This is a genomic window from Saccharopolyspora hirsuta (assembly GCF_008630535.1).
Taxonomy (GTDB): Bacteria; Actinomycetota; Actinomycetes; order Mycobacteriales; family Pseudonocardiaceae; genus Saccharopolyspora; species Saccharopolyspora hirsuta.
Genome location: NZ_VWPH01000015.1, coordinates 38,984 through 59,258 on the forward strand (window position 1 = coordinate 38,984; position 20,275 = coordinate 59,258).

The window sequence follows — 20,275 nt, forward strand, 5'->3', positions numbered from 1 at the left end:
GCCGCCGCATGTCCTCGACCAGCCCGGTGCAGCGGATCGCCGACCCGGCCGCGCGCCCCGACCCCTACCCGGTCTACGCCGAGCTCCGCCGGAACCCGGTGGTCCGCGACGAGAGCGGCGTCCACCTGGTCACCACCTACTGGGAGATCCGCGACCTGCTGCAGGACCCGCGGATCAGCTCCGACGCGCGGAACCTGGCGCCGGGCGCCAACCCGCTGCTGGCCGAGGAGGACGAGACGGCGCTGCCGCCCAGCTTCATCCGCCTGGACCCGCCCGAGCACGACCGGCTGCGCCGCCTGGCGATGCGCCCGTTCGGGCCGCCGCACAGCCCGCGCCGCATCCACGACATGCACGGCGAGCTCACCGCGATCGTCACCGACCTGCTCGACGGGCTCGCGGGCGACGAGCGGTTCGACGTGGTCGACGACTTCGCCTACCCGCTGCCGGTGGCGGTGATCTGCCAGCTCCTGGGCGTGCCGCAGGAGGACGAGCCGCGCTTCCGGGTGCTGGTCGACGGCGTGGTCGCGGGCCTGAACCCGGCCCAGCCGGTGGCCGAGCGGCGCGCCGCCCAGCGCAGCCGCTTCGAGCTCGGGCAGTACCTGGCCGGGCTGGTCGAGGAGCACCGCAGCCACCCCGGTGACGACATGCTCTCCGCGTGGGTCACCGACGAGGGCCCGGAGGGCCGGATGTCCCTGGCGGAGCTGATCACCACCGCGGTCCTGCTGCTGATCGCGGGCCACGAGACGACGGTCAACCTGATCACCAACGGAGTCCTCACCCTGCTGCGCAACCCGGACCAGCTGCAGCGCCTGCGCGAAGACCCGTCGCTGGCGCCGGTGCTGGTGGAGGAGCTGCTGCGCTACGAGCCGCCGGTGCAGCTGCTCCCGCAGCGAACCACGCTGACTGACCTGGAGGTCGCGGGCACGGTGATCCCGAAGGGTGCGCCGGTGTGGCTGCTGCTCGCCTCGGGCAACCGCGATCCGCAGCGCTTCGCCGAGCCGGACCGCTTCGACCCGTCCCGCGAGGACAACCAGCACCTCGGCTTCGGCTTCGGCGTGCACGCCTGCTTCGGGGCGCCGCTGGCCCGCCTGGAAACCCAGGTGGCGCTGACCGAACTCGCCCGCAGGCTGCCCGACCCCCGGTTGCCCGAGGACCCGCCGCCGTACCGCCCCAGCCCGGTCCTCCGCGGCCCCCGCCACCTGGAGATCACCTGCACCGCTTGACGCGCGGGATTCGATTCCGCCGCGCCCGGTCAATGCGACTGCCCGACTCGACGTCCGAAGTGGACTGTTCGGGGCGTGGTGGCTCACGCGATCAACGCCGCATCCTGGCCGTTCTGCGGCGAAGGCTCTCGGGCGGCCACTAGGCTGGCGTGGTGCCGATCATCGAGATCACCTACGCGCCCCACGTGACCGAGGAGACCCTTCGCAAGCTCGGGGACGTCCTGCCGCACCTGGTTTCCGTGGCGGTGGAGTGCCCTGAGGAGCCCTACGACGGGGATCTCCAGCCGGGCGATGTGGAGGTTCGCTTCCGGCAGCTGGGGCCCTTCGACCGCAGCGGCGGGTTGGACTTCGTGGTCGAGGTGAGGTCGAAGTGGTTCGAGAGCCGGGCCGCCAACCGGCAGGAGCGGGTGGATCTGCTGCACGAGAGCATCGCGAAGGCGATCGGGCAGAGCGATTTCGGCGTCTACCTCTCGCTCCCGGTCGCCGCGTGGGCACAAGATTGAGGCGATTCCAGCCGGAGACCTCGGGTTCTTCCGCGGTGCCGCTTCCTAGCTGGCTGGGGCCCTCGACCGGGGCCTGCGGGAGCGGCGGCTCGGCCAGCGCAGCTGGCAGATCCGGGGTGCCGGGGCTCCGGCCAGGTGTGCGGTGCGGGCGCGGGCGAACGCGCCTTCGATGACCGCCTCCGCCTCGGCCCGGGCCTGCCAGCCGCGGATCTCGCCGTTCTTGCGCGGTTCCAGGTCCTTGTAGGTGGCGAAGAAGTGGCCGATCTCGTCGCGGTCGTGCCGCGGGATGTCGGGCAGGTCGCGGATGTGGTCCGCGCGCGGGTCGTCGGCCTGCACGCACAGGACCTTGGCGTCCGGGCCCTGCTCGTCGTGCATCCAGAACACCGCGACAGGTCGGACGCGGATGGCGCAGCCCGGGAAGGTCGGGTGGACCACCTGCACCAGCGCGTCGAGCGGGTCGCCGTCCTCGGCGAGGGTGCCGGGGAAGTACCCGTAGTCGGCCGGGTAGCGGGCCGCGGTGAACAGGGTGCGGTCCAGCCGGATGCGTCCGCGCTCGTGGTCCATCTCGTACTTGTTGCGCGATCCCCGCGGGACCTCGACGACCATTTCGAGTTCCACGGTGCTCTCCCCTCGTCGGGTGGAGCCGCCGCCCCCAGTGTCGCGCACCCAGCCCCGGCGGGGCTACCGACCGATGTGGTCGGTGGACCGACCGAATCGGTCGGGTAGGGTCGGGGCATGGCACGAGCGCTGCGGGAGCAGGTGGACGAGGAGATCCTCGACCGCGCGGCTGCGCTGTTCGCCCAGCACGGCTTCGAGCAGACCTCGCTGAAGGCGCTGGCGGACGCGGTCGGGTTGTCCAAGGCGGGACTGCTGCACCACTACCCGAGCAAGGAGGCGCTGCACGCGGCCGCGCTGGAGTTCTCCGCGGTGCGGAGCGGGCAGGTGCGCGACCAGGTCGCGTCGCTGCCGCCCGGCCCGGACCGGGACCGCCGCGTGCTGGAGCTGCTGACCGACACCGCGCTGGACCGGCCGGGGCTGGTGGCGCTGCTGTTCCGCCCGGTGACCACGCCGGAGGCGCACAACGCCGACCACGACGAACTGCTGTCCGACCTGTTCGCGATCGACCCGTCGGACGTGGAGCGGCTGATCCGCGTGACCGGAGCGCTGAGCGCGCTGGCGGTGCTGAGCCTGGCCGCCAACTACCGGGGCGACAAGACGTCGTGGCGTCCGCGCATCGTCGAGACCTGCCTCGACGCGCTCGGCCACGCGCGCTCGGACCGCGCCCGGGACTGATGGGGGGCGGGACGAGGAGTGCCGGTCCGCGTCCGGACCGGTGGAAGTCGAGGAGAGTGACATGGCAGCCGAATCCAAGCCGTTGACCGCGAACAGCCCGGTGGGCGAGTGGCTCGCGCACCCCGAGGGCGCGCCGCTGCTGCGCGAACTGCTGGCGCGGACCGGCTCCGACGCGGAGGCCCTCGCACCTGTGCGCCAGCTCCCGCTGCAGCAGCTGGTCGACCTGAGCGGGGGATCGCTGTCGCAGGACGTCGTCGACGACCTGGTCCGGCGCGCCAACGGCGGCGTGATCCCGGACGAGCCCACCGAGGACACCGCGTGGCGGGAGCGCATCACGCCGGGCCGCTTCGACGGCAAGACCGTGATCGTCACCGGCGCCGCCTCCGGGATCGGCCGGGCCACCGCCTCCCGCATCGCGCGGGAAGGCGGTCGGGTGGTGGCGGTGGACCTCTCCGCCGAGCGGCTGGGGTCGCTGGCCGCGGACCTGCCGGAGACCGAGGTCGTCACCGTCGTCGCCGACCTCACCGACGCCGACCACCTGCAGCGGATCCTCGACGCGGCCGGGCCGCGCATCGACGGGCTGGCCAACGTGGCCGGTATCAGCGACGACTTCTCCCCGATCCACGAGGTGACCGACGAGGTCTGGCAGCGGGTCTTCGCGATCAACGTCGACGGCCTGTTCCGGCTCACCCGCGCGGTCGTCCCGGTGATGCTGGCGGCCGGGCGGGGATCGATCGTCAACGTCGCGTCCGAGGCGGCGCTGCGCGGATCCGCCGCGGGCGTCGCCTACACCGCGTCCAAGCACGCCGTCGTCGGCATCACGCGCAGCACGGCGTTCATGTACGGCCCGCAGGGCATCCGGGTCAACGCGGTCGCCCCCGGCGGGGTGGCCACCGGGATCGCCAGCGCCGGGACCACCTCGGAGTTCGGCGGCGGCCGGATCCGCGACTTCCTCGCGCTGATCCCGCCGATCGCCGCCGCCGAGCACCTCGCGGCGTCCATCACCTTCCTGCTCAGCGACGACGGCGTGAACGTCTCCGGCGCGATCCTGCCGTCGGACGGCGCCTGGTCGGTGCAGTGAGCCGGTCGTGAGTGCGAACCCGGGTCCGAGCAGCGGTTCGCACTCACGACACCTCACCAGGCGACGGGGAGCTCCTTCAGCCCGTAGATCGCCTGGTGGGTGGCGAAGGCGACCTCCTCGTCCGGGATCGCCAGGCGCAGCTCCGGGAACCTCCGCAGCAGGGCGGGGAAGGCGATGCGCATCTCCATGCGCGCCAGCGGCGCGCCGAGGCAGTGGTGGATGCCGTGGCCGAAGCCGACGTGCGGGGGCGTCGGGCGGGTGATGTCGAGGCGGTCCGGATCATCGGTCAGCTCCGGATCCCGGTTCGCCGCCGGGAGGTTGAACATCACGAGATCACCGCGGCGGATCGTGGTGCCCGCCAGCTCGACGTCGCGGGTGGCCATGCGCGGCGATCCGCCGTTGACCACGCTGAGCCAGCGCAGCAGCTCCTCGACGGCCTTGGGCACGCTCTCCGGGTCGTCGCGGACGAGCGCCAGCTGGTCGGGGTGGCGCAGCAGCGCGAGGGTGCCCAGGCCGAGCATGTTCGAGGTCGTCTCGTGGCCCGCCACCAGCAGCAGGTTGGCGATGCCGACCAGTTCGGCGTTGCTGAGCTGGTCGTCGTGGTCGCGGATCAGCATGCCGATCAGGTCCTCGCCGGGGTCGCGGCGGGCCCGTGCGACGAGTTCGTTCATGTAGGCCAGCGATTGCGCGGCGAGCTCGACCTTCTCGGCCTCGGGCAGCGTGGTGTCGAGCTGGCGGCTGGTGCGCTCCTGGAACTCGGCCTGGTCGCCGGTGGGCACCCCGAGCAGCTCGCAGATGACCAGCGACGGGATCGGCAGCGCGAACTCGGCCACCAGGTCGGCGGGGGCACCGCTGCGCTCCATCGCGTCGAGGTGCTGGTCGACGATCTCCACGATGCGCGGTTCGAGGCGGCGCATCCGCCGCACGGTGAACTCCGGGGTGAGCATCCGGCGCAGCCTGGTGTGGTCCGGCGGGTCCAGCGAGAGCAGGTTCCCGCTGCGGTCGCCGGACAGCTGGCGCGGGTCCAGCGCCAGCCCGTCGAGGTCCTCGGGGCCCCAGCCGTTGCGGAAGGTCTCCGCGTCGCCGAGCATCCGCCGCACGTCGGCGTGGCGGGTGAGCAGCCACGCCGACGGGCCGAACGGGGTGGGCACCCGGATGATCCCGGGCTGGTCGCGCAGCGCCGCCACGTCGGGCGCCGGGCTGAATCCGGTGCGGAGGTTGCCGTGCCGCTCGGCGGCGGGGGACTGGTCCATGCGGGCTCCCGGGTTCGGTGGACGGGTGGGCTACCGGCGCGCGCGGCCCGGCAGGAAGGCGGCGATCACCAGCGCGAACAGCGCGGTGACGGCGCCGATGGCCAGCACGACGCGGAACCCGTCGAGCGAGGGGACCGCCGCACCGGCCAGGTCGATCGTCAGGTGCGCCAGCACGGCCCCCGCGATGGAGCTGGACAGCGAGGTGCCGATGGAGCGCATCAGCGTGTTGAGGCTGTTGGCCGCGGCGGTCTCCGACACCGGCACGGCGGCCATGATGAGAGCGGGCATCGCGCCGTAGGCGAGCCCGACGCCGGCGCCGATGATGCTGGAGGCGATCATGAGCTGCCAGATGGTCGACATCATCACCAGGCTCAGCCCGTACCCGGCGGCGACCACGAGCGCGCCGACCATCAGCGTGACCTTCGGGCCCCTGGACCGCGAGATCCGCGCCGACACCGGCGACATCGCCATCATGATCAGCCCGTTCGGCGCCATCACCAGGCCCGCGGCCAGGATCGACTGCCCGAGCCCGTAGCCGGTGGCCTCGGGCAGCTGCAGCAGCTGCGGGATGACCAGGGACGTGGCGAACATCGCGAACCCGAACACCACGGAGGCGATGTTGGTCAGCAGCACCTGGCGGCGCGCGGTGGTGCGCAGGTCGACCAGCGGGTGCGGTGCGCGCAGCTCCCACCAGCCCCACACCGCCAGCACCACCAGCCCGGCGACGAGCAGCCCCGGGGTCAGCCCACCGCTCCAGCCCCAGTCGGCGCCCTTGGAGATCACCAGCAGCAGGCACAGCAGCGCGATCGACAGGCCCACCGCGCCCGGCAGGTCGAACCGCCCACCGGTGCGGACCCGCGACTCCGGCACGAGCGCGGTCACCAGCGCCGCCCCGGCGGCGCCGAGGGCCGCGGCGACCCAGAACAGGGTGTGCCAGTCGGCGTTCTCGGCGATGAACGCGGCCGCGGGCAACCCCAGCGCCCCGCCGACGCCGAGAGAAGCGCTCATCAGCGCCGTCGCGCTGCCGAGCCGTTCCGGCGGCAGCTCGTCGCGCATGATGCTGATGCCCAGCGGGATGACGCCGGAGGACAGGCCCTGCAGGACCCGCCCGACCACCATCGGCGCGAGCCCGCTCGACAGCGCGCACACGGTCGAGCCCAGCACCAGCATCCCGAGGCTGAACAGCAGCATTCGCCGCTTGCCGTACATGTCGCCGAGCCGACCGACGGTGGGCGTGGCCACGGCTGCGGCCAGCAGGGTGGCGGTGATCGCCCACGCGGCGTCCGCCGCGCTCGCGCTCAGCAGCTCGGGGAGCTTGGGCACCAGCGGGATCATCAAGGTCTGCGTGAGGGAGACGACGATGCCGCTGAACGCCAGCACCGGGACGACGGTGCTGGAGCGCGCCTGCGCGGGTGCGGCCGCGACGGGCGGCGTGCTGGGGGCACGGGTCATGGGTGGAAGGGCTCCCATCGTCTGCGCGGTCGGGCGGCTCGAAGTCCGCTGGTCCCAACGAAGCATCGTGCGTGCAGATCAGCGCGCCCGCTGCGGACTGCGCGCACGTCCGGGTGGTCGGGGCGCCCGGACGAGCACACTTTTAAGTCAGCTGCTTGACTGACGATAGCAGTCGCCGGTTGACTGGGGCCACCGGCCGAGGCGGGGCGGCCGCCGGGGCGCGGCGATCTGCAGGTCACACTGGAGGAGCTGCTGCGCGAGCTCGGAACCGGCCGCCCAGCGGCGCCGGTCGGAGCGGCCCGCCGGGGCCGCGCGGGGTTCCAGTGCGGTGGTGATCAAGATGGGGCGAACGACGGGGTCGACGCGGGCGGCGGCGACGCGGGAGCTGATCCTCTCGGCCGCGGAGCGGCTCTTCGCCGAGCACGGCGTGGTCGCGGTGTCCAACCGCCAGGTCAGCGAGGCGGCCGGGCAGGGCAACAACACCGCGGTCGGCTACCACTTCGGGTCGAAGGTCGACCTGATCCGCGCGATCATGCGCAAGCACAGCAGGCCGATCGAGCAGCTGCGCGCCGAGATGGTCGCCGAGGTCGGCGACTCCGCGGACGTGCGCGACTGGGTGGCCTGCATGGTCCGCCCGTCCACCCGCTACCTCGCCGAGCTCGGCGCCCCGACCTGGTTCGGCCGCTTCGGCGCGCAGGTCATGACCGACCCGGCCTACCGCGAGATCATGGTGGCGGAGTCGCTCAGCTCGCCCTCGCTGCTGCGGGCGACCGACGGGCTCAACAGCTGCCTGCCGGACCTGCCGCTGGAGGTGCGGTTGGAGCGCCGGGACATGGTGCGCCAGCTGATGGTGCACATGATCGCCGAGCGGGAGCGCGCGCTGGCCGAGGGGGAGTCGACCCCGCGAGCGTCGTGGGAGGACGCGGCGAACGGTCTGATCGACGGAATCGTGGGGCTGTGGACGGCGCCCGTGACCGATCACGCCGCGAATCGTTGAGCAGCGCTGCGGGAGCCGGGGGTGGCATTGTGGTCCTGCACGGTGGACCCGTCGAGCTGAGCGAGGTGTCTTGAGCGAGCTGCGTGAAGTCCTGGTGGTCGGCGCATCCGCCGCCGGTCTGTCCACAGTGGAAGCGCTTCGGCGGAGGGGCTACGACGGTGCGGTGACCGTGCTCGGCGCCGAGCGGCACCTGCCCTACGACCGGCCGCCGCTGTCGAAGAAGGTGCTCTCCGGGGAGTGGCAGCCCGACCGCGCCAACCTCCGGCCGGAGGCGGCGCTGACGGCGCTGGACGCCGAGTTCGTCCTCGCCGACGCCGCGGTCGGCCTGGACCCGGCGACGCGGACGGTGCGGACCGCCTCCGGCCGGGCCCTGACCGCCGACGCCGTCGTCATCGCCACCGGAGCGAAGCCCCGGACGCTGCCCGGGCAGGACGGCCTGGACGGCGTCCACGTCCTCCGCACCCTCGAAGACTCCTCGGCGCTGCGCGAAAGCCTGCTCGCCGCGTCCCGTCTGGTCGTCGTCGGCGAAGGCGTGCTGGGCGCGGAGATCGCCGCCACGGCCCGCACGATGGGCCTGGACGTCACGATGGTCGGCCCGCAGCCGCTGCCGATGGCCGCCCAGCTCGGCCCGCTGGTCGCGCAGCGCCTCGCCGACCTGCACGCGGAGCGCGGCGTCGAGCTCCGCCTGGGAACCGGCGTGGACGGATTCACCTCCGAAGGCGGCCGGGTCACCGGCGTGCACCTCAGCGGCGGCGAGGTGCTGCCCGCCGACGTGGTGGTGGTCGCGATCGGCGCCGCCCCGCAGACCGCCTGGCTCGCCGACAGCGGCCTGAAGATCGACGACGGTGTGGTCTGCGACGCGCACTGCCGCGCAGCGCCGGGTGTGTACGCGGTGGGCGACGTCGCCCGCTGGTGGCACGAACGGCTGAACTCGTTGCTGCGCCTGGAGAACCGGACGAACGCGACGGAACAAGCCACCGCGGTCGCGGCGAACGTCCTGGGCGAGAACCTCCCGTACACGCCGGTCCCGTACTTCTGGACCGACCAGTACGACGCCAAGCTCCACGTCCACGGCACCGTCCCGCCGGACGCGGAAGCCGCGGTGGTGGACGGCTCGCTCGCCGAAGGCCGCTTCGTGGCCCAGTACCGGCGCGATGGCAGGACCGTCGGAGTCCTCGGCTGGAACATGGCCAAGCAAGCCCGGATCCGCCGCCAGGAGATCGCCTGACCTACCCCGGGGTCCGGCCCCAGGCCTCGTTGACCGCGTCGACGATGTGGTGGTAGCCCGTGCAGCGGCAGAGGTTCCCGGACAGGAGTTCTCGGATCGCTTCGTCGTCGGGGTGGTCCTCGGGGTCGGCCGCGGCGAGGGTGGTGAGGAAACCCGGGGTGCAGAATCCGCACTGGAGGCCGTGGCAGTCCTTGAAGGCCTGCTGCAGGGGGCTCAGGCCCTCCTGCGGGGTGAGGCCTTCGACCGTGGTCACCTCGGTTCCGTCCGCTTGCACCGCGAGGGTGATGCAGGAGCGCGCCGGTTCGCCGTCGATCAGGACCGTGCAGGCCCCGCAGACGCCGTGCTCGCAGCCCGCGTGGGTGCCGGTGTGGCCGAGGTCGTCGCGGAGGAAGTCCACCAGCAGGCGGCGCACCGGGACCGCGCAGCGGACCTCGCGGCCGTTCACGGTCAACGTGATTTCCCTGCTCGTGGACGGGGTTTCAGGCATTCGACACCTGCTTCAAGGCTCGCTGCACGGCTGAGCGCAGTGCGGCGCGTCGGGTTCGCGGGTCGGCGCGGAGGTCGTCGGGCGGGGAGGTGGCGTCGGCGGCGGCTCGGGCCGCGGCGTCGATCACCCCGTCTTCGAGCGCATGTCCGCGCAGCTCCGCTTCTGCTTTGGGGAGGCGCTGGACCGTGCCGCCGATGCCGAGGCCGACCAGGCGCGCTTCGGTCACCTCACCGTCGGCGAGGTGCAGCACGGCGGCGACGCCCGCGATGGCGAAATCGCCCGAACGCGTGCCGATTTCGGCGAATCCGCAGCGCACGTCGCGGATCGGCAGGCGCACTTCGGTGAGGACCTCCTCGGCGGACAGCGAGGTCTGGAACGGGGCCACGAACAGGTCGGCCGCCGGGACGGTGCGGCGGCCGCTGGTGCCGGTCACCACCACTTCGGCGTCCAGCGCGACGGCCGCCGCGCCCAGCTCGGCCGCCGGGTCGGCGTGGGCGAGGGAACCGCCGACGGTGCCCCGGGAGCGGATCTGGTGGTGCCCGACGTGGCGCAGCGCCAGCCCGAGCAGGGGACAGGTCTCCCGGACCAGCTGGGCGGTCTCGGCGGTGCGCTGGGGCACGCCCGCGCCGATGACCAGGACGTCGTCCTCGCGGCGCAGCCCGGACAGCTCCGGCAGGCGGGCGATGTCGACCAGGACGCTCGGCCGGGCCAGGCGGAAGTTCATCATCGGCAGCAGGCTCTGGCCGCCCGCCAGCGCTTTCGCGTCCTCGTCGGCTGCGAGCAGCCGGACCGCTTCGCCGAGGTCGTCCGGGCGGGCGTAGTGGAACGGCGGTGGCTTCACGACCGGGCCTCCTCGATCAGCCGACGCACCGCCGACGGGGTCAGCGGGGTGGTGTCGACGCCGGTCACGCCCAGCGCGTGCTCGACGGCGCTCGCGATCGCGGCCGGTGGGCCGATGATGCCCGCCTCACCGGCCCCCTTGATGCCGAACGGGATCTCGGGCGCCGGGCTGCACAGCTCCTCGGTGGTGATGTCGGGGATCTCGCCGGCCGTGGGCAGCGCGTAGTCGGCGAACGTGGTGGCCAGCGGTTGCCCGTCCTCGTAGGGCAGCTGCTCGTGCAGCGCCCCGCCGATGCCCTGCGCGACCCCGCCGTGGATCTGCCCGGCCACGGTGAGCGGGTTGATGACGCGCCCGCAGTCGTGCACCGCCGCGTACCGCCGCACCCGCACCACGCCGGTGCCGGGATCGACCTCGACGACCGCGGCGTGCGTGGAGTTGGTGTAGTTCGCCGCCGCGTTCATCTTGCCGTCCGGGCGCGGCCCGTGGTCGATGCCGGGCGGCTCGTAGCTGGCCCGCGCGTCCAGGCCCGGGGCGGTTCCCGGCGGCAGCTCGAAGGTGCGGGTCAGCGCCACCCGGGCGATCTGCGCCCAGGGCACCGCGCTGCCGGGGCTGCCGCGCACCTGGAACCCGCCGTCGGCCAGCTCCAGGTCCTCCGGCGCGGCCTCCAGCAGGTGCGCGGCGATCTCGGTTCCCTTGCGCCGCAGCACTTCCGCGGCCTGCGCGATGGCGCCACCGGCCACCACCGCGCTGCGGCTGGCGTAGCTGCCCAGGCCGAACGGGGCGGTGTCGGTGTCGCCCATCACCACCCGAACCTGGTCGATCGGCAGGGCCAGCGCCTCGGCGACGAGGGTCGCCACCGAGGTGTGCGCGCCCTGGCCCATCGCCGAGATGCCCACCGCGACGGTGACCCCGCCGTCGGGGTCGAAGCGCAGGTCCGCCGAGTCCTGGCCGCTGCGGATTCCGGTGACGGAGAAGGCGCTGGCGGCCACCCCCTCGATGTAGGTGGCGTACCCGACGCCCAGGTGCGCGCCCGGCTCGGCGCGCTCGCGCTCCTCCGCCAGCATCCGCTCGCCGATCTCCACCGCCCGTTCGAAAGCCGCGCGGTGGCTGCCGGAATCCAGCCGCGCGCCCGCGGCGGTCTCGTACGGCAGGTCGTCCGGGTCGAGGATCATCCGGCGGCGCAGGTCGAGCGGATCGATGCCCAGCTCGCGGCCGATCTTGTCCACCAACCGCTCGATCGCGAAGGTGCCCTCCGGCATGCCGTAACCGCGGTAGCCGCCGAGCGGGGTCTTGTTGGTGACCACGCCCTCGACCGCCACGCACTGGTGCGGGATCCGGTACGGCCCGCACAGCGACCCGACCGCCACCAGGCTCGGGCCGAAGCCGCCCGGGAACGCCTCCCCGGAGCCGAGGTCGGTGCGCACCCGTCCGCGCAGCGCCGCGATGGTGCCGTCCTCGCGGACCGCCGCGGACAGCTCGATGCGCGTGTCCCGGGCGTGGCAGGAGGTCAGCAGGTGCTCGTGGCGGTCCTCGATCCAGCGGACCGGGCGGCGCAGCCGCATCGCCAGCCACGGCACCAGGTAGTCCTCGGGGTACAGCTGGTTCTTCTGGCCGAAGCCGCCCCCGACGTCGGGCGTGATCACCCGGACGTCCCGCTCGGCCAGGCCGAGCACGCCGGCCAGCATCGTGCGCACCAGGTGCGCGGCCTGGGTGGAGATCCACACGGTGAGCCGGTCGCCGTCGTGCTCGGCCACCACCCCGCGCGTTTCCAGCGGAGCGGCCGCGTGGCGCTGCGTGGTGTAGGTGCCGCTGATCGTGCGGAAGCGCTCGAACGCCGCGTCCACGGCCGGGTTCTCCGGTGCCATCGAGAGCAGCAGGTTGTCGCCCCACTCCGGGTAGAGCAGCGGCGCGTCGGCGGCCAGCGCCGCATCAGCGGTGGCAACGGTGGGCAGTGGTTCGAGCTCGACGTCAACGAGCTCGGCGGCGTCCTCGGCGAGGTAGCGGTCGTCGGCGACCACCACCGCCAGCGGACATCCGACGTAGCGGACCCGCTCGTGCGCCAGCAGGGACTGCCGGACCGGGCGCACCCACTCGACCAGGTCGGGGAGGGGGCCGATGGGCAGGTCCGCGCCGCTGAACGCGGCGTGCACACCTGGTGATCCCAGCGCTGCGGAGGTGTCGACGGCGCGCACTTCGGCGTGCGGCAGCTCGCTGCGGACGAACGCGGCCTCGACCATGCCAGGTCGCACCACGTCGGCGATGTACCGGCCGCGGCCGGTCAGGAGGCGGTCGTCCTCGATCCGGGGCACGCGTGCGCCGATCAGCGTCGGGCGTGTGCTCTGCATCCGGCCTCCCGGTCGCCGCGGCATCCCGCCTGCTGCCGGGCAACAGGGGCGATTCCTCGGCAAGGGTGCTGCACCGGTGGACCCCGCGCAATCCACCGGAAGGACGGCGGTGATGGTGCGGTGACCTGGGGATCGGTGGTGATAGCGGGTGAGGTCGGGGCGGAGAGGTCCGGTTGGGGAGGGGGTTGGGTTTGGGTTCAAAGCGGTGGGTGGCTGCTTTGCGCGGTGCAGCGATTTCAATCGAAATTGCGTCGTTGTCGACGGAGCCTGCGGTGGCGCAGCAGGCAATTTCAATCGAAATCGCGTGAGGTTCGCCGCTTCGCGCACGGCCGTGGTAGTGGCCCGGGTGGCGCGGGCGACCGTGGTGGCCCTGGGGATGGACGCGCTCGCCACGACCTGTGCCAACCCGGTGCCCAACCGCACCTAAGGGGAACGTGACGCAACCCAGCCACGGAAACCACGCAACGCGAGATCAATGCAGAACGCGACCACCACTGTGAATCGCGGAGAGGCGGTACTGCGGCGCTATCAGAGCCAGTTTCGGCGTTTGAAGATCGTGTAGAGGCTCAGGCAGACCGCCAGCATCAGGACTACCGCGAACGGGTAGCCGAGGTTCCAGTGCAGTTCCGGCATCAGGTCGAAGTTCATGCCGTAGACCGTGCCGATCAGGGTGGGGGCGAACAGGATCGCCGCCCAGGCCGAGATCTTCTTCACCTCCTCGTTCTGGGCGAGGCTGGCCTCGGTCATCTTCTGCATCTCCTCGTTCTGCGCCTGGGTGACCAGCGTGGCGTTGACGGTCAGGATCTTGTCCAGCAGCTGCCGGAAGCCCTCCGCGCGCTCGCCGACCGTGGTGGCGTGGTCGGCCACGTCGCGCAGGTAGCGCTGCAGCTCCTCGTCGATGCCGTACTTGTTGAACCCCGCTTCCAGGTTGCGCAGGATGCCCAGCAGCGGCTGCGTGGCGCGCTGGAACTCGATGACCTCGCGGGTCAGCTCGTAGATGCGCCGCGACACGTGCGGCTCGGTCTGGAAGACCTCGGTCTCGATCTCGTCGATGTCGTTCTGCAGCCCGGCGATCACCGGGGCGTAGCCGTCCACGACGTTGTCCAGGACCGCGTACAGCACCGCCTCGGGGCCGCGGCGCAGCAGGTCGGGGTCCTCCTCCATGCGCCGGCGGACCGCCGACATGTCGGGGGACTGGCCGTGGCGGACGGTGAGCACGAAGTTGGTGCCGATGAACAGGTGCAGCTCGCCGAAGCTGACCTCCTCGGCCTCGTCCACGTAGGTCGCGGCGCGCAGCACCACGAACAGCGTGTCGCCGTAGCGCTCGATCTTCGGCCGCTGGTGCGCGACGATCGCGTCCTCGACGGCCAGCTTGTGCAGGTCGAACTCCTCGGCCGCGGCCTGCAGCTCCTCCTCGGCCGGTCGGTACAGCCCGATCCACGCCATCGTGCCGGGCTCGCGGCGCAGCTGCCGGTAGGTCTCGGCCAGGCTCGCCGGGGTGGCGATCCGGACGCCGTCGCGGTAGATCGCGGTGTCGATCAGCGGCCGGTCGGCCAGCGGTCGCTCGTCCTCCGAACGCGGGTCCATCGAGTGCTCGGGCGCTTCGGGCTCGGTTCGCCGGGGCTTGCGCAGCGACCGGGGACGCCATTCGGGCACGAGAACCTCCTGGATGTCGGAGCAGGCTTTGGCCGAAGACCTCGCCGTCCACGATCGTGGGAAAGCCTACCCAGCGGAGCCCCGGGTCCGCCGTTCCGGCTTGCTCCCCAGGATGAAGAAGTCCGTGCTCACCGGGTGCGCGTGCGCGGGCAGGAGGTGGTCGTACCGGGTGCCGCTGCGGAAGCCGCTCGTGGCCAGCAGGGCGCGGGTGCGCTGAGCGGTGAGGCCCGCCCAGTGCGGCGTGGCATGGCCGATGCGGGCGTAGTCGCGCGCCAGCCGCCACAGGAAGCCGTGGTCGGCGCCCGGGCGCAGCGAGTCGACCGCGCGGCGCAGGTCGTGCTGCCAGGAGTGCCAGCGGCCGTCGGCGAGCAGCACCGCGCCGTCCGGTGCCAGGACCTCCCGCCACGCGCGCAGGGCGGCGACGGGGGCGGGCAGCGTCCACAGCACGTATCGCGCGGTCACCAGGTCGAACTCCTCGCCGAGGGTGCCGACGTCGTGCGCGCCGCAGGCCACCAGACGCACGTCCATCCCGCGGGTGGCCGCGCGGGCGCGGTCGAGCATCGCGGTGGCGGGGTCGACCCCGGTGACGTGGTGGCCGAGCTCGGCCAGCAGGGTGGACAGGAACCCGGTCCCGGTGCCGACGTCGAGCACCCGCAGCGGCCGGTCGCCGCACAGGTCGTCGATGATCCGCCGGTAGGCCGCCCGCCACTCGTCGCGCTTGTGCTCGGGGTAGTTCTGGTAGAAGCGGTCGTAGGCGGGTGCTCGCTGCTGCCAGTTGTCGCGGACGGCGGCCAGGGCGCGGGGGTCGGTCATCCGGGTTCCTCCGTTCTTCCGCGTGCCAGGTCAGCACTGTCCACCAGGGAGCGTGCTACCGCAGTCCGCGGTCGGGCGAGAAGCGCTGCGGTGGGGGCGTGTTCGACGCAGCGGCCCGCGTCGAGCACGTGGACCTCGTCGGCGAGCGCGGCGACCGCGCCCAGGTCGTGGCTGATCAGCACCATTCCCGCGGACGTGGTGCGCAGCGTCGCGGCGAGCAGGTCGAGCAGCTCGGCGCGGTGGATCAGGTCCTGGCCGGTGGTGATCTCGTCGCAGATGATCACCGCGGGTTCCGCGAGCAGCGCGCGGGCCACCGCCGCGCGTTGCAGCTGACCGCCGGAGAGGGCGGCCGGGCGGCGGTCCGCCTGCGCCCGTTCCAGGCCGACCGATGCGAGTACCTGTTCGGCCTCGGTGCGGGCCTGCGCGGTGGAGACGCCGCGCGTCAGCCGCGCCGTCCGGGCGATCTGGGCGAGGACCGGGCGGAACTCGTCGAAGGACGCCCTGGCGTCCTGGTGGATGTACTGCACCTGCGTCCGCCTGCCCCGGTGCCGGACGTCGGCGGCCAGGGCGACGCCGTCGAGCAGCACCCGACCGGCGCTCGGCCGGGTCAGCCCGGCGAGGCAGCGGGCGAGCGTCGTCTTGCCCGAACCGGACCGCCCGACGACCGCGACGCACCGGCCGGGCGGGACCGCGAGGTCGATCCCGTCCAGCAGGCGGTCGCCGTTCTTCGCGACCTTGCTGAGCCCGCTCGCCCGCAGCCCGCCCTCCGCGGGTTCGGTGTCCGCGGCTGCGGGTGGGCGGGGTTCGGCGGCGAGCAGGGCTCGGGTGTGTTCGTGGGTGGGAGCCGTCAGCACGTGCTGGCCGCGCTCGACGATCCGGCCGTCGTGCAGCACCAGGACGGTGTCGGCGGTCCGGCGCACCAGGCCGAGGTCGTGGGTGAGCAGCAGGATCGCGGTGCCCCGGCCGGACATCCTGGACAGCGCCTCGACGGCTTCGGACTTGGTGATGGCGTCGAGCCCGGTCGCCGGTTCGTCGAGCACGAGCACGTCCGGGCGGTTGAGCACGGCCTGCGCCAGCACCGCCCGCTGCTGCTGCCCGCCGGAGAGCTGGTGCGGGTAGCGGTCGAGGAGCGCTGCGTCGAACCTGGCGGCTTCCAACGCCTCGGGTATCGCCTCGGGGGCGCGCGCCAGCTCGGCCATCACGCGACCGACCTTGCGGAGCGGGTTGAGCGCTGCGGCGGGGTGCTGCGGGAGATAGCCGATGACGCCTGCGCGGGCGGCTCTGCGCTGAGCTGCGGGAACCCCGATCAGATCGGTGCCGCGCAGCTCGACGGTCCCGGCCAGCGCGACGCCGCGACGGCTCTCGCCCTGCAGAGCCAGGCCCAACGTCGTCTTGCCGCTGCCGGACTCGCCGAGCACCGCGGTGACCTCGCCCGGCCGAAGCTCCACGTCGACCTCGGCCAGCAGGCTGCGCGTGCCGACGAAGGCGCGCAGACCTCGTGCGCTGAGGAGAGGTGCGTTCATCGGCTCCCGCCTCCAGAGACGTGGCCCTTCCGCGCGAAACAGCCTTCCAGCACGCCGTTTTCGCCGGTGGTGGCCCGTGAGCGCTTTCCGGGGCCATAGCCCCACGAAGTACTCACGGGACCTGAGCAGCGGAAACGGAGCTCATCGGGGTCCCGCCCGGCACCGTTGCCGCGCGCCGGGGTGCCAGCGGCCTGCATTCAGACCTCGTCCCTGCGCGCGAGCGCGTGGTCCAGCAGCAGGTTGATGCCCGTGCACAGCGAGACGAGCAGCCCGGCCGGGACCAGGACCGCCAGCGGTTGCAGGAAGAGGGCCTCCTTGTTGCGCTCGACCAGAACGGCCCAGTCGCTGGCCGAGGGCGCGAGCCCGAGGCCCAGGAAGTTCGCCGACGCCAGCAGGTAGAGCACCAGGCTCAACCGGGTCCCGGCGTCGACCAGGACCGGGCCCAGCGCGCACCGCCCGACGTAGCCGAGGTGGATCCGCCACCACGGCTCGCCCTGCATCGTCATCGCCTCCACCGCCGCGCGGCAGCCGGGCGCCAGGGCGGCGCTGCGGACGAGCCGCACCACGGCGGGCAGCTGGAGCAGGGCGATGGCCAGCGCCAGCGTCACCGCGCCGCGCCACCCGGCAGCGGCCAGCACCATCAGCACCAGGAGCCCGGGGAGCGCGAGCAGGAAGTCGAGCACCCGCACCAGGACCCCGTCGGCCCAGCGGTTCGCGACGAGCAGCGCCAACGGCACTCCGACCAGGTAGGACAGCAGCAGCGAGGCCCCGGTCAGCGCCACGATCGAGGCACCACCGCTGAGCGCGAGCGCCAGGACGTCGCGGCCGAGAACGTCGGTGCCCAGCGGGAAGTCCGCGCCGGGCGGCTGCAGCGGTGCGGCCGCGGACTGCACGGAACCGGCCAGCAGCGGCCCGGCCAGCGCGATCAGCACGGGAACACCGAGCAGCACCGACCCGAGGACGACCGAAGGGCGTTTCACGTGACCACCTCGCGTTGCGGGACGAGCCGGTGGGATGCGAGGTCGGCGGCCAGGTTCAGGGTGATCGTGGTGGCGGCGAACACCAGCGCGTAGCCCTGCACCGCGGGCAGGTCGCGGGCCATGACCGCGTTGATGAAGCCGGAGCCCATGCCGGGCAGGGCGAAGACGGCTTCCACGACCACGACGCCGCCGAGCAGCCCGTCGACCGCCCGGGCCAGCTGCTGCACCGCCGGGGCCAGCCCGTTGGGCAGCACGTGCCGGAACAGCACGGTGCGTTCGGGCAGGCCGTGCAGGCGGACGTGCAACGCGTACTCGGCGCCGTCCGCTTCGGCCACCCCGATGCGGATCTGGCGCGCCAGGGCGCAGAGCTGCTTGCACACCAGCACCCCGACCGGCAGGACGAGCACCGCGGGCTGTTCGAGGAGCGCCCACCCGGAGGTACCGGCCGCGGTGGCGGGCAGCCAGCCGAGGTGGACCGAGAACAGGGCGACGAGCAGCAGCGCGAGGGCGAACTCGGGCACCGAGTTGAGCAGGACGATCGCGCTGTTGAGCGCCCGGTCCAGGCGGGACCCCCGGCGCATCCCGGTCGTGACGCCGACCGCCACGGCCAGCGGGACCACCACCGCCAGCGCGAGCAGCGCCAGCACCGCGGTGGTGGCGAACCCGCGGGCGATCTCGTCGGTGACCGGGACGCCGGTCAGCAGCGAGGTCCCCAGGTCGCCGCGCACCGCGCCACCCAGCCAGTCCAGGAACCGCTCCCACACCGGTCGGTCCAGCTGCAACTGCTCGCGTAGCACCGCGATCTGCTCGTCGGTCGCGTGCTCGCCGAGCACGACCACCGCCGTGTCACCGGGCAGCAGCGAGGTGAGCGCGAAGACGGTGACCGCCACCGCGGCGAGCTGCAGCGCGGCGACCACCAGCCGCCGCAGCACCAGCGCCGCCATCAGCCCAGCGACGCCCGCTCGAAGCGCGCCCAGTCCAGCGAGTTGGGCGGGGCCGCCCGGATCCCGGACACCGCGCTGGACACCGCCACGTTCCAGTCGCTGAAGCCCCACACGAGCAGCCCGCTCTCCTCCCGCGCCAGGCGCTGGGCGTCGCCGAGCAGCCGCGACCGCTCGGTTCCGTCCACTGTGCTCATCGCCCGGTGGAACAGCCCGTCGAACTCCGGCGACCGGTAGCCGGTGTAGTTGTTGGTGCCCGCACCGCTGCGCATCCGCTCGGCCAGGAACGTCGTCAGCGGCAGCGGCGCGGTCCGGGTGAGGGCGGCGACGCCGTTGGTGCGGATGTCGCTGAAGTAGGTCTCCGCCGGGCCGATCCGCGCGGTGACCCGCAGCCCGACCTCGGCCAGCTGCTGGGCGATCAGCGTCGAGGCGGACTCGAAGCACGGGTCGACCGAGCTGGTGAGCAGCTCGAACTCGAGGCCCTCCAGCCCGGCCTCCCGCACCAGCGACCGGGCGCGGTCGACGTCGCGCTCCCGCTGCGGCAGGTCCGGCGGGTAGTGCTCGAGCCCCTTGCCGAACAGGTCGTTGCCGACCTGCCCGTGCCCGCTGAGCGCCACCGAGACCAGCGCCTCCCGGTCCACACCGGACAGGACGGCCTGCACCAGACGCGGATCGTCGAACGGCGCGCGGTCGACCTTGAGCGCCACCGCCTGCATGGTCCCGTGCGGCGCGGCGAGCAGCTGCGCCCGCCCGTCGCCGTGCACCAGCTGCGCGGAGTTCGCGCTGATGTCGTGGATGTAGTGCACCTGGCCGGACAGCAGCGCCGCGACGCGGGCGCTCTCGTCGTTGACGGGCACGAACTCCAGCTCGGCGAGCGCCGGAGCACCCGCCCAGTACCCGTCGAAGCGGCGGAACACGGCGGGCTGCCCGGGCCGGAAGGAGCCGAACCGGAACGGGCCAGAGCCGACCGGCGCGGTGAAGTCGCTGGTCCGGGCCGGGACGATCTCGGTCGCCGGGGCGCCCCACGCCGACGGGAACTCGAAGTTCGGGGCGTGCAGCACGAGCTCCAGCTCGGTGGCCGACCGCGCCCGGCTGGCCGCGAAGTCGACGTCGAGGAACTGCTTGCGGGCGGGCGAGGACGTGGCCGGATCGGCGATGCGGCGGTAGCTGTAGAGCACGTCCTCGGCGGTGACCGGGCGGTTGTCGTGGAAGCGGGCCGCGCGCAGCCGGATCGACCACCGGGTGCCGGTGGCGTCGGGCTCCCACGACTCGGCCAGCCGCGGCACGACGCTCATGTCGTCGGCGTAGCCGACCAGCGTGTCGAACAGCGCCTTCGCCCGGGCCTGGTCGACGAACAGCGAGCTGGTGTGCGGGTCGAGCGATTCCTTCGCGCCGCCGGTCGGAAACGCCGCGCGCAGCCGCCCGTCCGGTGCGCCACCGCCGCCGCAGCCCGTGAGCGAAGCGACGGCGAGCGACCCCAGCGCCCCTTTGAGCAGCGTCCGCCGGTTGACGGTGATCATCGAGTTCCCCTCCCCGCGGTCCCGGCTGGCGATCAGGACACGTTGGACGGTCGTTTCCAGATGCGCCGCCCGGAGCTCCTGGTCCAGGACGTGGGGGAGTGCAGGTCAGCGCGCGTCGGCAGGGCCGGTGTTACGACAC

General features: G+C 73.1%; 18 protein-coding genes. 6 read left to right on the forward strand and 12 right to left on the reverse strand.

Features of this window, described 5'->3' with window-relative positions; translation table 11 throughout:
• The first annotated feature begins 8 nt into the window (after nt 1-8).
• Both F1721_RS28010 and F1721_RS28015 read left to right on the forward strand, forming a co-directional pair.
• Nucleotides 9-1,223, forward strand: a complete 1,215-nt coding sequence (locus F1721_RS28010) for a cytochrome P450 (RefSeq protein WP_150069799.1) — start codon at nt 9-11, stop codon at nt 1,221-1,223.
• Nucleotides 1,224-1,375: 152 nt separating this feature from the next.
• A complete protein-coding gene (locus tag F1721_RS28015) occupies nt 1,376-1,726 on the forward strand; it encodes a hypothetical protein (protein ID WP_150069800.1) in 351 nt (116 codons plus the stop codon).
• 45 nt (nt 1,727-1,771) lie between these two features.
• Here the strand turns inward: F1721_RS28015 and F1721_RS28020 are convergent, their stop codons facing one another.
• On the reverse strand, nt 1,772-2,344 hold the full coding sequence (locus tag F1721_RS28020; RefSeq protein ID WP_150069801.1) for an inorganic diphosphatase: 573 nt from the start codon (nt 2,342-2,344) through the stop codon (nt 1,772-1,774).
• Between the two features lie 117 nt (nt 2,345-2,461).
• Here F1721_RS28020 and F1721_RS28025 point away from each other — a divergent pair, with 117 nt between their 5' ends.
• Complete coding sequence (locus F1721_RS28025; RefSeq protein ID WP_150069802.1) at nt 2,462-3,019, forward strand: TetR/AcrR family transcriptional regulator; 558 nt, start codon at nt 2,462-2,464, stop codon at nt 3,017-3,019.
• Nucleotides 3,020-3,080: 61 nt separating this feature from the next.
• Nucleotides 3,081-4,100: an SDR family NAD(P)-dependent oxidoreductase gene (locus F1721_RS28030; RefSeq protein ID WP_150069803.1), complete on the forward strand. Its 1,020-nt coding sequence runs from the start codon at nt 3,081-3,083 to the stop codon at nt 4,098-4,100.
• Nucleotides 4,101-4,153: 53 nt separating this feature from the next.
• On the opposite strand, the gene F1721_RS28035 is transcribed toward F1721_RS28030, so the two are convergent.
• Together F1721_RS28035 and F1721_RS28040 are read right to left on the reverse strand one after the other, a co-directional pair.
• Nucleotides 4,154-5,353 carry a cytochrome P450 gene (locus F1721_RS28035; RefSeq protein ID WP_150069804.1) on the reverse strand — a complete coding sequence of 400 codons (1,200 nt, stop codon included), beginning with the start codon at nt 5,351-5,353 and terminating at the stop codon, nt 4,154-4,156.
• A 30-nt stretch (nt 5,354-5,383) separates the two neighbouring features.
• On the reverse strand, nt 5,384-6,805 hold the full coding sequence (locus F1721_RS28040; RefSeq protein WP_150069805.1) for an MFS transporter: 1,422 nt from the start codon (nt 6,803-6,805) through the stop codon (nt 5,384-5,386).
• 340 nt (nt 6,806-7,145) lie between these two features.
• Between F1721_RS28040 and F1721_RS28045 the strand changes: the two genes are divergently transcribed.
• A complete protein-coding gene (locus tag F1721_RS28045; RefSeq protein ID WP_150069806.1) occupies nt 7,146-7,802 on the forward strand; it encodes a TetR/AcrR family transcriptional regulator in 657 nt (218 codons plus the stop codon).
• Between the two features lie 70 nt (nt 7,803-7,872).
• The gene (locus F1721_RS28050; protein WP_211840657.1) at nt 7,873-9,030 is read left to right on the forward strand and encodes an NAD(P)/FAD-dependent oxidoreductase; all 1,158 of its coding nucleotides are present in this window, start codon (nt 7,873-7,875) and stop codon (nt 9,028-9,030) included.
• Between the two features lies 1 nt (nt 9,031).
• Here F1721_RS28050 and F1721_RS28055 read toward each other — a convergent pair whose 3' ends face one another.
• From F1721_RS28055 to F1721_RS28095, 9 genes are all read right to left on the reverse strand, one after another.
• On the reverse strand, nt 9,032-9,517 hold the full coding sequence (locus tag F1721_RS28055) for a (2Fe-2S)-binding protein (protein WP_150069807.1): 486 nt from the start codon (nt 9,515-9,517) through the stop codon (nt 9,032-9,034).
• A complete protein-coding gene (locus F1721_RS28060) occupies nt 9,510-10,358 on the reverse strand; it encodes an FAD binding domain-containing protein (protein ID WP_150069808.1) in 849 nt (282 codons plus the stop codon). The genes F1721_RS28055 and F1721_RS28060 overlap by 8 nt, the downstream gene beginning before the upstream one ends.
• Nucleotides 10,355-12,703, reverse strand: a complete 2,349-nt coding sequence (locus F1721_RS28065; protein WP_170301631.1) for a xanthine dehydrogenase family protein molybdopterin-binding subunit — start codon at nt 12,701-12,703, stop codon at nt 10,355-10,357. The genes F1721_RS28060 and F1721_RS28065 overlap by 4 nt, the downstream gene beginning before the upstream one ends.
• Nucleotides 12,704-13,231: 528 nt before the next feature.
• Entirely contained in the window at nt 13,232-14,359 is a 1,128-nt protein-coding gene (locus F1721_RS28070) for a magnesium and cobalt transport protein CorA (RefSeq protein WP_246155362.1), read from the reverse strand.
• Between the two features lie 66 nt (nt 14,360-14,425).
• Nucleotides 14,426-15,172 (reverse strand): class I SAM-dependent methyltransferase, encoded by a 747-nt coding sequence (locus F1721_RS28075; protein WP_150069810.1) that lies wholly within the window; start codon nt 15,170-15,172, stop codon nt 14,426-14,428.
• A complete protein-coding gene (locus tag F1721_RS28080) occupies nt 15,169-16,695 on the reverse strand; it encodes an ABC transporter ATP-binding protein (protein WP_150069811.1) in 1,527 nt (508 codons plus the stop codon). Before F1721_RS28080 ends, F1721_RS28075 begins: the two co-directional genes overlap by 4 nt.
• Before the next feature lie 197 nt (nt 16,696-16,892).
• Nucleotides 16,893-17,675, reverse strand: a complete 783-nt coding sequence (locus tag F1721_RS28085; RefSeq protein WP_170301632.1) for an ABC transporter permease — start codon at nt 17,673-17,675, stop codon at nt 16,893-16,895.
• Entirely contained in the window at nt 17,672-18,619 is a 948-nt protein-coding gene (locus tag F1721_RS28090) for an ABC transporter permease (protein WP_150069812.1), read from the reverse strand. The genes F1721_RS28085 and F1721_RS28090 overlap by 4 nt, the downstream gene beginning before the upstream one ends.
• The gene (locus F1721_RS28095) at nt 18,619-20,136 is read right to left on the reverse strand and encodes an ABC transporter substrate-binding protein (RefSeq protein ID WP_150069813.1); all 1,518 of its coding nucleotides are present in this window, start codon (nt 20,134-20,136) and stop codon (nt 18,619-18,621) included. The genes F1721_RS28090 and F1721_RS28095 overlap by 1 nt, the downstream gene beginning before the upstream one ends.
• Between the last annotated feature and the right edge of the window lie 139 nt (nt 20,137-20,275).

Bases quoted from the DNA above. Each gene is read 5' to 3' on its own strand.
- F1721_RS28045 (WP_150069806.1), top strand. From the start codon at position 7,146: ATGGGGCGAACGACGGGGTCGACGCGGGCGGCGGCGACGCGGGAGCTG.
- F1721_RS28075 (WP_150069810.1), bottom strand. From the start codon at position 15,172: ATGACCGACCCCCGCGCCCTGGCCGCCGTCCGCGACAACTGGCAGCAG.
- F1721_RS28040 (WP_150069805.1), bottom strand. From the start codon at position 6,805: ATGACCCGTGCCCCCAGCACGCCGCCCGTCGCGGCCGCACCCGCGCAG.
- F1721_RS28090 (WP_150069812.1), bottom strand. From the start codon at position 18,619: ATGGCGGCGCTGGTGCTGCGGCGGCTGGTGGTCGCCGCGCTGCAGCTC.
- F1721_RS28065 (WP_170301631.1), bottom strand. From the start codon at position 12,703: ATGCAGAGCACACGCCCGACGCTGATCGGCGCACGCGTGCCCCGGATC.
- F1721_RS28025 (WP_150069802.1), top strand. From the start codon at position 2,462: ATGGCACGAGCGCTGCGGGAGCAGGTGGACGAGGAGATCCTCGACCGC.
- F1721_RS28035 (WP_150069804.1), bottom strand. From the start codon at position 5,353: ATGGACCAGTCCCCCGCCGCCGAGCGGCACGGCAACCTCCGCACCGGA.
- F1721_RS28010 (WP_150069799.1), top strand. From the start codon at position 9: ATGTCCTCGACCAGCCCGGTGCAGCGGATCGCCGACCCGGCCGCGCGC.
- F1721_RS28095 (WP_150069813.1), bottom strand. From the start codon at position 20,136: ATGATCACCGTCAACCGGCGGACGCTGCTCAAAGGGGCGCTGGGGTCG.
- F1721_RS28080 (WP_150069811.1), bottom strand. From the start codon at position 16,695: ATGAACGCACCTCTCCTCAGCGCACGAGGTCTGCGCGCCTTCGTCGGC.
- F1721_RS28055 (WP_150069807.1), bottom strand. From the start codon at position 9,517: ATGCCTGAAACCCCGTCCACGAGCAGGGAAATCACGTTGACCGTGAAC.
- F1721_RS28030 (WP_150069803.1), top strand. From the start codon at position 3,081: ATGGCAGCCGAATCCAAGCCGTTGACCGCGAACAGCCCGGTGGGCGAG.